At 34.2% G+C, this 15,600-nt stretch carries 11 protein-coding genes; all 11 read right to left on the bottom strand.

Annotated elements, in window-relative coordinates; genetic code table 11:
- Positions 1 to 57: 57 nt before the first annotated feature.
- The gene (locus C8C83_RS03045) at positions 58 to 1,740 is read right to left on the bottom strand and encodes a sialate O-acetylesterase (RefSeq protein ID WP_121326380.1); all 1,683 of its coding nucleotides are present in this window, start codon (positions 1,738 to 1,740) and stop codon (positions 58 to 60) included.
- Between the two features lie 180 nt (positions 1,741 to 1,920).
- The gene (locus tag C8C83_RS03050; protein WP_121326381.1) at positions 1,921 to 3,165 is read right to left on the bottom strand and encodes an SGNH/GDSL hydrolase family protein; all 1,245 of its coding nucleotides are present in this window, start codon (positions 3,163 to 3,165) and stop codon (positions 1,921 to 1,923) included.
- Positions 3,166 to 3,338: 173 nt separating this feature from the next.
- Positions 3,339 to 5,066: a glycoside hydrolase family 43 protein gene (locus C8C83_RS03055; RefSeq protein ID WP_121326382.1), complete on the bottom strand. Its 1,728-nt coding sequence runs from the start codon at positions 5,064 to 5,066 to the stop codon at positions 3,339 to 3,341.
- 682 nt (positions 5,067 to 5,748) lie between these two features.
- Complete coding sequence (fsa, locus tag C8C83_RS03060; protein WP_121326383.1) at positions 5,749 to 6,405, bottom strand: fructose-6-phosphate aldolase; 657 nt, start codon at positions 6,403 to 6,405, stop codon at positions 5,749 to 5,751.
- 106 nt (positions 6,406 to 6,511) lie between these two features.
- Complete coding sequence (gene xylA, locus C8C83_RS03065) at positions 6,512 to 7,837, bottom strand: xylose isomerase (protein WP_121326384.1); 1,326 nt, start codon at positions 7,835 to 7,837, stop codon at positions 6,512 to 6,514.
- 8 nt (positions 7,838 to 7,845) lie between these two features.
- Positions 7,846 to 9,327 carry an FGGY family carbohydrate kinase gene (locus C8C83_RS03070; protein ID WP_121326385.1) on the bottom strand — a complete coding sequence of 494 codons (1,482 nt, stop codon included), beginning with the start codon at positions 9,325 to 9,327 and terminating at the stop codon, positions 7,846 to 7,848.
- A gap of 283 nt (positions 9,328 to 9,610) precedes the next feature.
- Positions 9,611 to 10,342: an NUDIX hydrolase gene (locus tag C8C83_RS03075; RefSeq protein ID WP_121326386.1), complete on the bottom strand. Its 732-nt coding sequence runs from the start codon at positions 10,340 to 10,342 to the stop codon at positions 9,611 to 9,613.
- 37 nt (positions 10,343 to 10,379) lie between these two features.
- On the bottom strand, positions 10,380 to 11,414 hold the full coding sequence (locus C8C83_RS03080) for a glycoside hydrolase family 43 protein (RefSeq protein WP_121326387.1): 1,035 nt from the start codon (positions 11,412 to 11,414) through the stop codon (positions 10,380 to 10,382).
- A 29-nt stretch (positions 11,415 to 11,443) separates the two neighbouring features.
- On the bottom strand, positions 11,444 to 12,877 hold the full coding sequence (locus C8C83_RS03085; RefSeq protein WP_121326388.1) for an MFS transporter: 1,434 nt from the start codon (positions 12,875 to 12,877) through the stop codon (positions 11,444 to 11,446).
- A 220-nt stretch (positions 12,878 to 13,097) separates the two neighbouring features.
- Entirely contained in the window at positions 13,098 to 14,213 is a 1,116-nt protein-coding gene (locus tag C8C83_RS03090) for an endo-1,4-beta-xylanase (RefSeq protein WP_121326389.1), read from the bottom strand.
- A gap of 80 nt (positions 14,214 to 14,293) precedes the next feature.
- Positions 14,294 to 15,454 carry a mannonate dehydratase gene (gene uxuA / locus C8C83_RS03095; RefSeq protein ID WP_121329936.1) on the bottom strand — a complete coding sequence of 387 codons (1,161 nt, stop codon included), beginning with the start codon at positions 15,452 to 15,454 and terminating at the stop codon, positions 14,294 to 14,296.
- Positions 15,455 to 15,600 lie beyond the last annotated feature (146 nt).

The raw sequence follows: 15,600 nt of genomic DNA on the forward strand, positions 1-15,600 counted from the left end.
TCTAATCAGCAGAATTACAGTATTTTATTTCAACCCTTGATTTGCATTAGTTAAAAATTACTTTTCAACAGTGAAGGTTGAAATACTATATTTTTGAAAAACCGAAGGATCGACATCTTTAAATAAAAACTGTGAAAACATATACAAACCGTTTTTCCAAACTTTAAAGTCATGTACTCCGGGCTCGATATAGTAAATATGAGGCACATTATTTTTCGATAAATAATCGTGTGTTCGTGAGCTGTTTTCTATAAGCCAGTCTTTGTCGCCACAAGAAATCCAAAGCAGTTTGAGTTTCTTTTTTGCCTCTTCGGGTTTAGGCAATAATTCTTCTCCAGGCTTAGTATTAGGCGCAGCCGAAAAAGCTCCTACCCACGCAAACGTATCTAAATTCCCTAATCCGAAATTTAAAGACTGTCCGCCACCCATAGATAAACCGGCAATTCCACGATGTTCTCTGTCTTTTAAAACCGGGTATTTTTTTTCGATAAATGGAATTAAATCATTTAGAAGATCTTTTTCAAAAACACTGAACGCCTTTACTTTATCAGCAGCCATGATATCACCGCTTGCACTGTCATCTTTCATTGCTCTTCCGTTTGGCATTACTACAATCATGGGTTCCAGCTTTCCTTCTGCATAAAGATTATCTAATATTACATTTGGATTTCCACCATTCAACCATTCTTTCTCGTCTCCTCCTATTCCATGAAGAAGATATAAAACTGGATATTTTTTGTTTTTATTAAATCCCGGAGGCGTATAAATTGTTGCTTTTCTGGTTGAACCTACGGTTTTAGATTCGTAACTAATTGTTTCGATTTTTCCTTGTTTTGCATTTGGGTTAACCTCATCAAATCCAAGTGGCGCACGAACTATAAAAGGTTCTTTGCCATCAAATAATTGGTAACCTGAAAGCGATAACATTTTCTCTGCGTAACGTTTTCCTAATTCTCTGTAGCCATTAGCATTAAAGTGTAAAAAATCAGGTTCAACTGTGCATCCTTTTGACGAAATAACATAAGAATTTGGTATAACTTGAGGCAGTTTTGCAATAATTTTATTCATACTGCCACATTTGCCATTCTGATCTTCATTTACGGTTTCTCCGGAAAGTAACGGGACTTTTTTGGGATCGAGATTTAGCTCTTTTATTAAATTATCATATACAATTTTTACTTTTTGAGGCCAAAGTGTATCGCCTGTATTGGATTCTCCCTGATGAAGTAAAATACCTTTTATAACTCCTTTTTTCTGAGCAATTTTTGCCATTTCTACCAATCTTCCATATGGATTTCCGTCGTATTGGTTTACTATGTTTTTTAGCCAATCCGGAGAATCTGCTACATAACTTTCGAAATTATTTTTATCGAAAAGTTCTATTTTACAGCCTCCAACAGCAACATTTATAACGCCAACTTTTATTTTCTCCGGAAGATTTGATATCATAGTTCTTCCAAAATAATCCACGGGAGTTAATCCTGTTGTACATCTGCACAATGGCGGAACAGCGGTGTACCATTTTCCTTTTTCACGTCCCAATTCCGGACAATCGACTGCGGCTAAAACCTGAAAACGCGGATTTACATCTGTATTATCCTGAGGTTCTATTTTGGCATAACCTTCCATATTGGATTGTCCTAAACTCAAATAAACATGAAAATTTGGATCTTGTGAATATCCTTTTTCCGCTATTAAAAATAGAACTGCAAATATTGAAAACCTGATTATTGATTTCATTTTATACTTTAGTTAAAATTTATAATTAAAATTTCTGATTCTTGAAATGCGTATTATTTAACTCCTAAATTCTATTTTGATTTCCAAATTAAAACTGTGCGCTAAATATTTTTTCACGCAGATTGAGCAGATTTTTATTTTATGATCTTTTTAATCTGTGCTTTTATTTGAAAAACACATCTACTTAAATAAATTAAAGTCAACTGCTTCTCCCATTCTCTGATATCCTTTTTCATTTGGATGCAAAAAATCGCCGTCGTGCATGTCTGATAAAATAGTTTTAGAACCAATGCCTGAAGCCATTTCTTTATCAAAATCAATTACGGCATCAAAATTACCTTTGGCACGAATCCATTCGTTTACAATATCTCTTGCTTGTTGTTTGTACGGTGCATCATAAAAGGATTTTTCAAATGGCAGAATTGTACCACCAAATACTTTTATTCCTTTTGCATGGGCTTTATCAATCATTATTTTATAACCGTCAATAATTTCTTTTGCTGTAAGAGATGCATCTTCTGCTTTTTTAATACCACCAATATCATTTATTCCTTCCAAAATAATAAGCCATTTAGTTCCTTTTTGAGAAAGAACATCTCTGTCAAAACGACTTAAGGCTGTTGGTCCTAAACCTCCCCTAACAACACAATTTCCTCCAATTCCTAAATTTAAAACTCCAATATGTGCGGTACTTTTATTGGCATTTAAACGTGTTGCTAAAATATCTGTCCATCGATTCTGTTTATTTGTTCCTGATCCACGACCATCAATGATTGAATTTCCTAAACAAACGATATTACTCTCATTTTTAGTCGAACGAATATCAACTCCCATAATAGAATACCAATGATCTGTTTTTATCGCTCCTGCGAAAGACGCATTATTGATCTGATCTCCTTCTAAAATATAAGAAGTCGTTCGAGAACCGGGATGTCCGGTTACTTTTGTTGAGACTTCTCCATAATGAATCGTAATCGCTAAAAGCTGTCCCGTCTTCAATTCAAAATCAAAAGCATCTGAATATACTTCTTCATTTGGTCCTAATATTACTTGCGAATTGCCATTAAAACTCAATATTTTCTGCGTTTTTGCATCTACAGTCGGAGCTTCTATAACATTGGCAACACTTACTGATTTCAGAACCGTGGGCTGATCGCTAAACACATTAGAAAAACGAAGTCTGATTTGTTTACCTCCCAACGATACTTTAATAATCTGACGAAGTGTATTTTCTGCAAGTCCCGGTGAGGGCGGCATATTATTGGGTTCAACAAGCATTTGAGCTGTTGCCCAAGTACCTGTCCAATTTTGATGATCTTTTTTCTCTACTGTTTTAATTGATGCTTTATTAGAAATGCATCCTGCAATTAAAATTAGTAGCGCAAAAAATATAATGCATTTAATAGACTTTGTTTTTACGTTCATTTTATTGAAAATTATAAATACATTTTTGTCTTTTTTGAATAAAACTTTGCGACTTTGCGTCTTTGCGTGCAAATTTCTCGCTGTTGAGAAAGAAGCTTTAATTATTTAATCTCGCAAAGTCGCAGAATCGCAAAGTCTATTTAATTCAAATTAGAAACCAACTCCTTTTATTATTAAGGACGAGCATCATTTGCAGAAGTAGCATATAAACCTACCAATGCTCCGGTAAAACCTCCGGCAACATTTGTAGAAAGAATATCTCCTGAAACTTTTTGTCCTAAATTTTCAAAATCTACGCCATTTACAGCGTAACTAAATTCATAACTATCGCCTGTTGCCTTTACCTGTAAACGAAGTAAATTTGTTACTTTGATTTTAGAACTTGCTATAATTTTTGACTGTCCTTTTTCTGTTCTTTCTAATAAAACAAACGTATCATTTCCTTTTTTTGTGATTCCAAAAACATAATTAAAACGCTCGTTCTGAAGACAAACAATCCCTGCTAAATCCTTTTCTGATTGTGGCTTATAATCAAGTGTTGTTGCAAATGAAAATGTATTATGTTGTTGTCTGTAAAAAAGCGTCGAAGTTGGTTTAACTTCTTTTATGTTTACTTCAAATGGCGTGATTTCTAAGCCTTTTTTGCTTAATGAAATAAAATTTTCGCGTGGACCTCTTAATCCGATCCATCTGAAATCTAATTTTTTAGAAGTAAAATTTTCGGTAAAAGTGAAATTCCCATTAGGAAAAAAACCATCTTTTCCTGTATTATTTGTAACTCCATCAGGCATTTTTAATTTTGGCTGCATTGGAACTAATCCGTTTTCAAAAACAGGAAATTCACCTGACCAATCTACAGGCAATATAAAAGTCTCTCTTCCTATGTTTACTCGATCTTCATTGTTAGGACGAATTCCTAAGAAAACTCCATAGTATTTATTATTCGGTCCCTGAACTAAATCAGCGTGACCTGCCCAATCAACTTTATCTTTTCTATCTTTTGGAAAATAACGTTGCGTTAGAATTGGATTATTTGATGATGGTTTGAAAGGACCTTTCGGATTATCGCTAATAAAAATAACTTCGCTGTGGTTTCCTCCTGTTCCACCTTCGGCACACATTAAATAATATTTCCCATTTTTTTTATATAAATGTGGCGCTTCAATCCAGATTGGTCTTTTCGAAAGATCTACACCTCCGTCGACGATAATTTTATCTGTACCCGGAATTACCTTATCTGTATTGGTATCATATTCCCAAACTTTAATTACACGATGTCCTTCGTACAACTCTTTTCCTTTATCAGGCGCATCATTATGAACGATATAACCTTTACCGTTCTCATCAAAAAATATGGAAGGATCGATTCCGCCAAAATCTAGTTTGATAGGACTTCCCCATCCTTTCATTGGATCTTTTGTTTTTACAATAATGTTTCCAAGACCGCCGGAAAATGCGGTAACAATCATATAAAAAGTATCATTATGCGGATTATAAGTAATTCCAGGAGCATAAACACCCGCACTGATTCCTGTATCATGCGGATTAAATTCTGATACGTTATTTAAAATACCTCCCAAATCTGTCCAATTGACTAAATCTTTAGAATGAAAAATTGGCACACCGGGAAACATCGCAAATGAAGAACATACCATATAATAATCATCTCCCTTTTTGGTAATCGCAGGATCGGGATAACATCCCTGTAAAATTGGTGTATAAAATTCGTCTGGTTTTAATGGATTGTTTTTATAAATCTGATCATCTCCGTTGTAAACGACATTGGAAAAAACAGGACCTTTTTTACTTTTCTTTTTAATAATAGTATCGTTTGTGGCTATTGCTTTAAAAGAAAAAAGAAACAATAATGGTAATAAATAAAATATTATTCGGTGCTTCATTTGTACTGATTAATTATTAGTAACATCTCCTTGAAAATGTTAGGTTACTTTAAAAAATTTAATTTGAAATATGTCGGATTCTGTATTTGATGTTTCATTGTTTATCAAAATACTTCCTATCCAAAAGTGAGTTTACAATTTAAAAGCCGAGGGATAATCCTCGGCTTTAACTAAAGCAAACTTAAATAACCAACTTATAAAGTTATTCTGTAAAATCAACACTTATAACTACGGTTAAATTTGCTTTTAGCACCAAGATTAATATCTAGGATTTTGATAAGCAGATTTGTCTGCTTGTAATAAGTTTATCATAAAATTGGTTTAGAGCGTTAGAAGTTTGGTTTGGCTTAATAGATAAGTGTATTTATTACAAATATAGAAAAAACAACTAATACACAATCGGTTGTTTGATATTTTTTTTCAAGAATTGATAAAAAATTGTTAGATAAAAAACAGTCTGTTTAATTAAAATGCCAAAATAATATATACTCTATGTTTTAGTGCTTGATTTCAATTCTAACTTTAGTACTATTACAGCATTCTCAACATTTAATTAAAAGAAAATTACAAGACAACTGGTTGTTGATAAAACAGAAAAAACTCCTTTCAAATTAAATCCAAAAAGAGTTTTCGTAATGATATAAATCAATAAGTTTTGATTTATTAAATAGGTAAAAGAAACTTATAATTTCATTTTTTTTGCATCTTCAATAAATTGATTAAGCCCTATATCGGTCAATGGATGTTTCAATAATCCTTTTATCGCAGAAAGAGGTCCGGTCATAACATCTGAACCCACTTTTGCACAGTTTACAACATGCATTGTATGTCTTATTGAAGCCGAGAGAATCTGAGTTTTATAATCGTAGTTATCATAAATTTCTCTGATTTCTGCAATTAAATGCATTCCATCAGTCGAAATATCATCTAATCTTCCTAAAAACGGAGAAACATAGGTCGCACCGGCTTTTGCTGCTAATAATGCCTGTCCGGCAGAAAAGACCAATGTAACATTGGTTCTGATTCCTTTTGACGAAAAATATTTACAAGCTTTTACACCATCAGCAATCATAGGCAATTTCACCACAATCTGCGGATGCAGCCCGGCAAGTTCTTCACCTTCTCTGATCATTCCGTCAAAATCTGTCGAGATTACTTCGGCAGAAACATCTCCGTCAACAATGTTACAAATATCAAGATAGCGCTTTAGGATATTGTCTTTTCCGGTAATTCCTTCTTTAGCCATTAAAGACGGATTGGTTGTTACGCCATCGAGAACACCCAAGGATTGTGCTTCTTTAATGTCTTCAAGATTGGCAGTATCAATAAAAAATTTCATAGTTTTTTTGGTTTGAGTTTGGTTAGTTCGTTTTAATCTTATTTCTTAAACAGTAGACCTAACAGGTTTTAAAAACCTGTTAGGTCTTTCTATATGAATTTACCAATTAAATATATTGGTTAATAATATTTTCAAACAATTCCTGCTTACCACTTTGAAGTGTTAATTCTCCGTTTTGGTTTGCGATATCGTATAAATCTTTAAGGTTTAATTTTCCGTTTTCGAAATCTTTACCTTTTCCAGAATCGAACGAACTGTATCTTTCTGTTCTTAATTTTTCATAAGGAGAAGAGCTAATAATTTTATCTGCAGTCAGCAACGCTCTTGCAAAAGTATCAGCACCGCCAATGTGCGCTAAGAAAACATCTTCGATATCTGTAGAATTTCTTCTGATTTTTGCATCAAAGTTCACTCCTCCGCCTTGTAATCCGCCAGCTTTTAAGAATACCAACATTGCTTCTGTAGTTTCCTGAATGTTGTTTGGAAATTGATCTGTATCCCACCCATTTTGATAATCTCCTCTATTGGCATCAATACTTCCTAACATTCCGGCTTTTGCAGCAACTTCCAGTTCATGCTGAAAAGTATGCTGTGCCAAGGTTGCGTGATTTACTTCGATATTGATTTTGAAATCTTTATCTAAACCATATTCTTTTAAGAATCCAATTGCAGTTGCCGAGTCAAAGTCGTATTGGTGTTTAGATGGCTCCATTGGTTTTGGCTCGATAAAAAACGTTCCTTTAAAACCTTGCGCTCTTGCATAATCTCTGGACATTGTTAAGAACTGCGCCATGTGGTCTAATTCTCTTCCCATATCTGTATTCAATAAAGACATATATCCTTCTCTACCTCCCCAGAATACGTAGTTTTCTCCATCTAAAGCGATAGTGGCATCCAAAGCTAATTTTACTTGTCCTCCGGCTCTTGCCACAACATTAAAATCAGGATTTGTAGCGGCTCCATTCATAAATCTTGGATTTGAGAAACAGTTTGAAGTTCCCCAAAGCAATTTAATTCCAGAAGCTGCTTTTTTCTCTTTTAGGTATTCTGTAATTGCCGCCAAACGTCTTTCTGATTCAGCAAATGTTGGTCCTTCGGCAATTAAATCATAATCGTGAAAACAGAAATAATCAAATCCCATTTTGCTGATAAATTCAAAAGCAGCATCTGCTTTATCTTTTGCCGCCTGAACTGCATCTGTAGCCTGATCCCAAGCAAAACTCTGAGTTCCTGGTCCAAACGGATCGCTTCCTTGTCCGCAGAATGTATGCCAGTACGCGATTGCAAATCTAAAATGCTCGCGCATTGTTTTTCCAGCTACAATTTGGTCTGGATTGTAATATTTAAATGCTAATGGATTATCTGATTCCTTTCCCTCAAATTTAATTTGTCCAATGCCTTTGTAGTATTCTTTATCTCCTAAAACTATCATTTGATTCTTTATTTAGTTGTTAATATTAATTCTAATTCTTGTTTCCATTTTTGATATGCCGTTTCATAAGGTTCTCTATTTTTCAATGGTAAAAATGTCATAACGTGATCATTGGTCGTAATACTTGAACCAAATTTGTTATAATCACCATCTTCTAAACCTACAGCTCTTGCTGCTCCAACTGCTCCGGTTGTATTATAAATCTCGATTTCGTGACCAATTAAAGTCGCAACGGTGTTTGAGAAAATTTCTGAGCGAAATAAATTGTCATTTCCTGCTCTAATGACATTAATTGCCGCATTATCATCTTTTAAACATTCCATTCCGTATACAAATGAAAAAGCGATTCCTTCTAAAGATGCTCTAAACAAATGAGCGCTGTTATGAATATTTAAATTGAGATTTAAAAAATGTGTTCCGATGTTTTTATTGTTGAACATACGCTCTGCACCATTCCCAAACGGAATCACAACAACACCATCAGACCCAATATCGATTTTTGAAGCTTTACGATTCATTGATTCGTAGGTTTCATCACCCATATTATTTCGAAGCCATCTGTATTGAATTCCTGCTCCGTTAATATTTAAAAGTTTACCAACTCGAGGCGTTTCTAATTCGTAATTAACATGTACAAAATTGTTTACTCTTGTGCTTTTTCCAGAATATATTTCGCTTACCGCGTAAAAAACTCCCGAAGTTCCGCCTGTTGCAGCCACTTCTCCCGGATTCAAAACATTTAAAGCCAAAGCATTATTAGGCTGATCGCCTGCTCTGTAAACTACCGGAATACCAACAGGAAGTCCGGATTCTTTTGAAGCTTTCTCTGTTAAAACACCTTGATTGGTAAAGTTTTCTACAATTTTTGGCGTCAGCGATTGATCGATTCCGTAGTAATCCAAAAGCCAGTCAGCTACTTTATTTTCTTTATAATCCCAAAGCATTCCTTCAGACAAACCGTTTTTGGTCGTGGTTACTTCGCCTATCAATTTCAAAGCGATGTAATCTCCCGGAAGCATATATTTATAAATTTTACTGTAAATTTCAGGTTCGTTTTCTTTCACCCATTTTAGTTTTGAAGCGGTGAAGTTTCCCGGAGAATTCAGCAAATGTTCCATGCATTTTTGTTCTCCAATTTCGGCGAAAGCCTTGTTTCCAATTTCAACCGCACGGCTGTCGCACCAAATAATAGAATTTCGAAGCGCATTTCCGGCTGCATCTACGATAACCAATCCGTGCATTTGGTAGGAAATTCCAATACCTTTAATTTTCGATGCATCTATATTGGCTTCCCGAATGGCTCTTTTAGTTGCTACACAAATGTGCTGCCACCAAATCTCCGGATCCTGCTCTGCCCAATCTGAATGCAGTGACAAAATTTCCATTTCGTTTTGAGGCTCATGCAAAACAATTACTTTTTTTCCCGTTTCAGCTTCTACCAAGGCAACCTTGACAGAAGAACTTCCAATATCATATCCTATATAATACATAACTTTATAATCATTCTAACCCTTTGGGCGTAATTCATAAATATTTTATTTCAACACATAGCCCCGAAGCTTAAACACAATATTTTCGTCTAGTTTGTCATTTCGACGGAGGAGAAATCACACATGAAACTCTACAATCAAAATCGCCAATCTTTATCGAATCCCGCGTGTGATTTCTCCTCCGTCGAAATGACAAAACCTCTGCGACTTTGCGAGAAATTCCTCTCCCGAAGCTTCGGGATCGAAATGACAAAATCTTCGATTTTATGTCTTTACTAGAGACTTATTCCATAAAAATTGATTTACAATAAAAATTGAAATCAACTGTTTTGTGAGCGAGCATTTCGTCCTTTTTTAAATTCAGACTATAAAATCTGGCTGCTCTGTGCGAAACATCCTGTTCTTTTTCATTGGAATCATTCACTAAGTCCATCTGAAATAACTTTCTTCTAAAATTGGGTTTGTTTATCTCGATGTTTAAAATTTCTTCATAAAGACGGATTACTTGTAGCAATGTGAACTTTTCCGGTAATAAATTAAATCCAATTGCACTGCTGCAAATATTTTTGCGCAATTCTTTTACACTATAATCTAAAATAGCTTTATGCTTATCATTCAAACCTGTAACTTCATGAATACTAATCCATTTTGCGTCATCTTTCAAGGTTTCATTCAGCATCTTTCCTCTTTTTACCAATGCATAATATCCAATTGAAATATCTTCCTGCAATGACGATTGAGACGAATAACCAAAAGCTTTTAGCTGTTTTAAAAAAAACTGATTACTGCCAATATATCGCTCCAAAATATTTTGAGCCGTACTTGACATCGTTTCGTTTTTCTTTATATAATCATTGGCCAGTCTCCAAGTTATATTTGCTTGATTTTCTTTTTGTTTTACCAGTAAAACTTTCAGGCTATCATCTTCAAAATTGAAAATAACACAATCAATTTCTACTATATTTCCGCTAGTTTGTCTGGCGGTTTTTCTAACTTTTTCATCCCCTTTTTCCATAGAAAATAAAATTTAACCCATTAATTTTTCGTCAGCTTTAATCAGTTGCTGTTTTAATATTGTAAGGATCTATTGTAACGATTGAACCATCTTCGAGATACTCTATTTTTGTCACTTTCATGCTTCGCAAATGTGTTATTCCTTTTGACAAACTTGAATCATGATAAAACAAGTACCAGTCTTCATCAACTTTACAAATAGAATGATGTGAAGTCCAGCCTACAACAGGATTCAGGATTTTGCCCTGATAGGTAAATGGCCCATATGGATTATCGCCTATTGCGTAACAAATAAAATGAGTATCGCCGGTAGAATATGAGAAATAATATTTTCCGTTATATTTATGAACCCAAGAGGCTTCAAAAAAACGTCTGTCATTATCTCCGGCTAATAAGATTTCCCCCTTTTCATCTAAAATTTTTATCTCTTTCGGATCTTCAGCAAGTTCTAACATATCATCAGTTAGTAAAGCTACAATTGGTCCTAAAGCGGGTTCATTACCAAGTGGTTCTTCATGATTCTGATCGTAAGTATTGTTTCGGTATTTCTGAAGTTGTCCTCCCCAAATACCTCCAAAATAAATATAATGTTTCCCGTCTGTATCTTCAAAAACGGCAGGATCAATACTATAACTTCCTTTAATGGCTTCAGGTTGTGGTAAAAATGGACCAACAGGAGAATCGCTTACAGCAACTCCAATCTGAAAGATTCCATTTGGACGTTTGGCCGGGAAATACAAATAATATTTCCCGTTTTTAGTGGCTGCATCAGGAGCCCACATTTGTTTTTCTGCCCAAGCCACATCATTTACATGCAAGGCTACACCATTATCTACAGCTTCAGAATTGATGTTTTCCATTGAAAACACATGATAATCTTCCATACCAAAATGATCTCCATTATCATTAAAAGGAATACCGGCATCTATATCATGCGAAGGATAAATATAAATCTTACCATTAAATACGTGTGCCGATGGATCGGCGGTATAAATATGGGATACCAAGGGTTGCGAAATTGCTTTTTTATTAATTTGATCGAAATTAATTTCTTCAATACTATCTTCTGGCATTAGTCGTGTTTTTGTTTTATATAAAATAATTAAGTTCTCTTTTCTTTTAAATCTGCCTCTATTTGTACTTCCATATTTTTATCTATTTTGTAGAAAAATAATAGCACAACGCCTGTTAAAAAAGGGATTGCAGGAAAAATACTGACCAATAATTTGATTCCGTTTATAGCAAAATCAGTTTGGGTCAGGGAATTCGGTACGTAGTGAAAATAGCCCAAAAACAAGGTTGTCAAGGAACCTCCAATACTTAAACCTGCTTTTAAACCTACCATCATTGCCGAAAAAATAATTGCTGTAGCACGACGATTATTCAGCCACTCTGAATAATCAGCTACATCGGCAATCATTGCCCACAAAAGCGGAATTGTGATTCCGTAGAAAAATCCATGTAAAATCTGGGAGAAAAATATGAAGCCAATCGCTGTTGGCGGAAAGAAATAAAAGGCGAGAACAAATAAGGTCGAAATGAATAAAAACAAGCCGAATATATTTCTCTTGCCATATTTATCAGCCAGACTTTTCGACAAAGTAATTCCGAAGATCATAAAGATGATTCCGCCTGCATTAAATAATCCAAAACCAGCAGAAACGGGATCATTCCCAAAATGATTCAATCCTATTTTTGACAACGTATCTAAAATTGGCTGTATAAAAACTGCCAACTGTTCTTTATTGACATAATTTTCAAAATAGTACACATAAGAACCTCCTTTCATTGATAAAGTAATGAATACCAATGTTGTAAGACTTAACATAATCAACCACGGTTTGTTTTTCATTAAATCGCTTAGATCTTCTCGAACGCTTGATTTTTGTTCCGGTTTTGGAATAATGCGCTCTTTTGTTGTTAAAAATGTGATAAGCAACATGATAGTACCAATAATAGCCAAAACGGTCATTACTTTTTCAATCCCTATGGCTTTGTCTCCATTTCCGGCACTTTTAATAATTCCGAGCATAAAAACCTGAACGAAAAATTGTGCAAACATAACCGCCACAAAACGATACGACGACAGACTGTTTCTTTCTTTCATGTCGCCTGTAATTACTCCGCTTAAAGCGGAATAGGGCAAATTATTACTGGCATAAAAAAGTAGTAATAAAGTATAGGTTACAACGGCATAAATTACTTTTCCGTGATACGAGAAATTTGGTGTTGAAAAAGCCAACAATGCAATAATTCCCAGAGGTATCGCAGTTATTAAAATCCAAGGTCTGAATTTCCCCCATTTTGTAATAGTTCTGTCTGCCAGTACACCAATTATAGGATTAAAAACAAAAGCCGCCACTAATCCTACGACAAGCATAATAATGGAAGAATCCGTAGGCGATAATCCATAAATATCTGTATAAAAATACGCCAGGTACGTCATCAAAGTCTGGAAAACTAAATTTGCAGCAAGATCTCCTAAGCTATATCCGATTTTTTCTTTAATGGATAGTTTTTGTGAAATGTAATTCATTATTTATGTGGTTAATTTGGTTCGAAATCAGATTTTATTTCTCTCAGATTTCGTTTGGTTTTTTGGTTTCGTAAAACAAACAATTAATAAAACAATCGGTTGTGTAAAATTATATAAAAAAACAGAATTAGCAAGTTCACTTTGTATTATTTCATAATATAAAACAAAAAGCACATTCGGTTGTGTAATTTTCAATAAAGAAGTTTTTTAAGCGAAATTTTTATTGTTTTGTTTCTTTTAATTCAATTACACTGTTATACGCTTTTTTATGCTTTAAGTCTTTATCAAATAACAATGGGTAATTTGTTCTACCTTTTATAGGCCAGTCATTTAACCAGGATTGTCCATCATGAACTCCCCAAAATGTTACGCGGCTAATTTTATCTTTATGCTTCAAAAACAATTTAAAAATCGACGCATAACGATCCGCCAATTTAACCTGTACAGAATCCGGAAGAGATTTAGGATAAGGATTCATTTTTGCATTCGATTCAAAATTCTGATTTACATCTGCGCCATTCAAATTATGTGGATCTGGAAGTACAGAAATATCAAGTTCGGTAAAAGCGACTTTAACGCCAACGGCAGAATATTCCAAGATACTTTTCTCAATTTCTTCTAATGCCGGATGATTTAATTTCCAATGCGCCTGAATTCCCACACCATCAATTTTTCCTCCCGCTGCTTTAATCTTTTTTATTAAAGCAATATTTCCCGCTCTTTTTGCCGGCGCTTCATTATTATAATCGTTATAATACAAATCAACTTTTGGGTCAGCCGCTGCAGCCCATTTAAAAGCATCTACAAGATAGCTTTCTCCAAGCGTATTTAAAAATATCGATTTTCTTAAAGTTCCATCTTCGTTCAGCGCTTCATTGACCACATCCCAGGAATCAACTCTGCCTTTGTATTTTGAAACAATTGTCGTGATATGATCTTTCATAAAGGCTTTCATTTCTGTACTGTCTTTAATTTTTTGCATCCACGGCGCCAATTGGCTGTGCCAAATTAAAGTGTGACCATGAATAAACATCTTGTTTTTTTCGCCATAAGCAATAAATTTATCCGTCAGAGTAAAATCATATTTGTCTTTGAAAGGATGCACAAACATCGATTTCATGATATTTTCAGCCGTTATTGCATTAAATTCCTTTTTTATTAATGAATCTTCTTTGGCGTTTTTTTCTTCAATTTGATCTGCACTCAAAGCTGTTCCTATATAAAAATCATTTTTATAACTGTCTTTTAAAGAAACGGCACTTTTTTCTTTTTTCACATTACAGCTGCTTAAAATCACAAGGGACAAGAGCGGTAAATAGCGATTAATTAATCTCATTTTTTTTGGTTTAAGGTTAATAGTTAATTTTATTTTTGAGTTTTAAAATTTCAAAAAAATATTGTTTTAAAGTTTATCTGTTATGAAAGTTTATAAGCAATTCCCATCTCCAAGCCTCTTAGTTCCGCAAGACCTTTTAATCTTCCTGTTAAAGAATATCCGGGATAAGTTTCTTTTTCTTCGTCAACGGCATGCAAAAAACCGTGATCGGGACGCATTGGTAAACTTACTTTTCTGGAATTCATTAGTAAAAGAATTTTTTCTACAATACTTTCCATTTTTGCATCGCCTTTCAAATGCTCTGATTCTCTGAAAATAGTTTCGCTTTCGCGGAAGGTATTTCGAAGATGCAAAAAGTGAATCCTGTCTCCCCAATCGTCCATAATTCTTTCCAGATTATTTTTCGGATCTGCTCCTAACGAACCAGTGCAATAACATAATCCATTCGAATCTAGAGGAACCGCAAGCAATATTTGTTTAATATCTTCTTCGGTAGAAACAATTCTGGGCAAACCTAAAACCGAAAATGGCGGATCATCAGGATGTATCGCTAATTTAGAATCACATTCAGCAGCTACGGGAGCTACTTCTGATAAAAAATAAATCAGATTTTCTCTCAATTTTTCATTAGTAATTTCAGCGTAATTATCTAATAGTGACAGAATTTCTTCGGCTGTAAAGCTAGTTTTACTGCCCGGTAATCCTAATAACACATTTTTAAAAAGCAATTCTTTTTCTTCTTTAGACAGTTTATTCCCAAATTGCAATGCTTTTTCTTTTTCACTTTCAGAATAATCATTTTCTGAATTGGGTCTTTTTAATAAAAAAACATCGAAATAAGTAAAGGCATCCTGATTATACAACAATGCTTTGCTTCCGTCTTCATTGACAAAATTATGATCTGTTCGAACCCAGTCTAAAACTGGCATAAAATTATAAGTGATAATTTTAATACCACATGCTGAAAGATTTTTGATACTAATTTTATAGTTTTCAATGAATTGCAAATAATTTCCGGTAGCACGTTTTATTTCTTCATGAACAGGCAAACTTTCTACAACCAACCACTCTAATCCGTCTTCGATAATCATTTGCTTTCTTTCTCTAATATCATCGATTGTCCAGACTTCTCCAACAGGAATTTGATGCAAAGCCGTTGCAATTCCTGTGGCTCCGGCTTGCTTGATATCTTTTAAAGTGACGTTATCCTGAGGACCAAACCAGCGCATGGTTTGCTGCATTTTTATCATACTAAACTACTATTAGAATTATTTAAACATAGGACGCAGATGATACGGATTTACAAAAGTAAAACGCGGATTAAAGAGATTTTTTTTAATAGTAGATGAAAAATCCGTTTTTTTCCGTGTCTTCGCGATAGCGAATC

The organism is Flavobacterium sp. 90 (genome assembly GCF_004339525.1).
Classification (GTDB): Bacteria; Bacteroidota; Bacteroidia; order Flavobacteriales; family Flavobacteriaceae; genus Flavobacterium.

What these genes read in the sequence shown, in the direction of transcription:
- C8C83_RS03045 (WP_121326380.1), bottom strand. Translation starts at nt 1,740, where the DNA reads ATGAAATCAATAATCAGGTTTTCAATATTTGCAGTTCTATTTTTAATA.
- C8C83_RS03050 (WP_121326381.1), bottom strand. Translation starts at nt 3,165, where the DNA reads ATGAACGTAAAAACAAAGTCTATTAAATGCATTATATTTTTTGCGCTA.
- C8C83_RS03055 (WP_121326382.1), bottom strand. Translation starts at nt 5,066, where the DNA reads ATGAAGCACCGAATAATATTTTATTTATTACCATTATTGTTTCTTTTT.
- fsa (WP_121326383.1), bottom strand. Translation starts at nt 6,405, where the DNA reads ATGAAATTTTTTATTGATACTGCCAATCTTGAAGACATTAAAGAAGCA.
- xylA (WP_121326384.1), bottom strand. Translation starts at nt 7,837, where the DNA reads ATGATAGTTTTAGGAGATAAAGAATACTACAAAGGCATTGGACAAATT.
- C8C83_RS03070 (WP_121326385.1), bottom strand. Translation starts at nt 9,327, where the DNA reads ATGTATTATATAGGATATGATATTGGAAGTTCTTCTGTCAAGGTTGCC.
- C8C83_RS03075 (WP_121326386.1), bottom strand. Translation starts at nt 10,342, where the DNA reads ATGGAAAAAGGGGATGAAAAAGTTAGAAAAACCGCCAGACAAACTAGC.
- C8C83_RS03080 (WP_121326387.1), bottom strand. Translation starts at nt 11,414, where the DNA reads ATGCCAGAAGATAGTATTGAAGAAATTAATTTCGATCAAATTAATAAA.
- C8C83_RS03085 (WP_121326388.1), bottom strand. Translation starts at nt 12,877, where the DNA reads ATGAATTACATTTCACAAAAACTATCCATTAAAGAAAAAATCGGATAT.
- C8C83_RS03090 (WP_121326389.1), bottom strand. Translation starts at nt 14,213, where the DNA reads ATGAGATTAATTAATCGCTATTTACCGCTCTTGTCCCTTGTGATTTTA.
- uxuA (WP_121329936.1), bottom strand. Translation starts at nt 15,454, where the DNA reads ATGCAGCAAACCATGCGCTGGTTTGGTCCTCAGGATAACGTCACTTTA.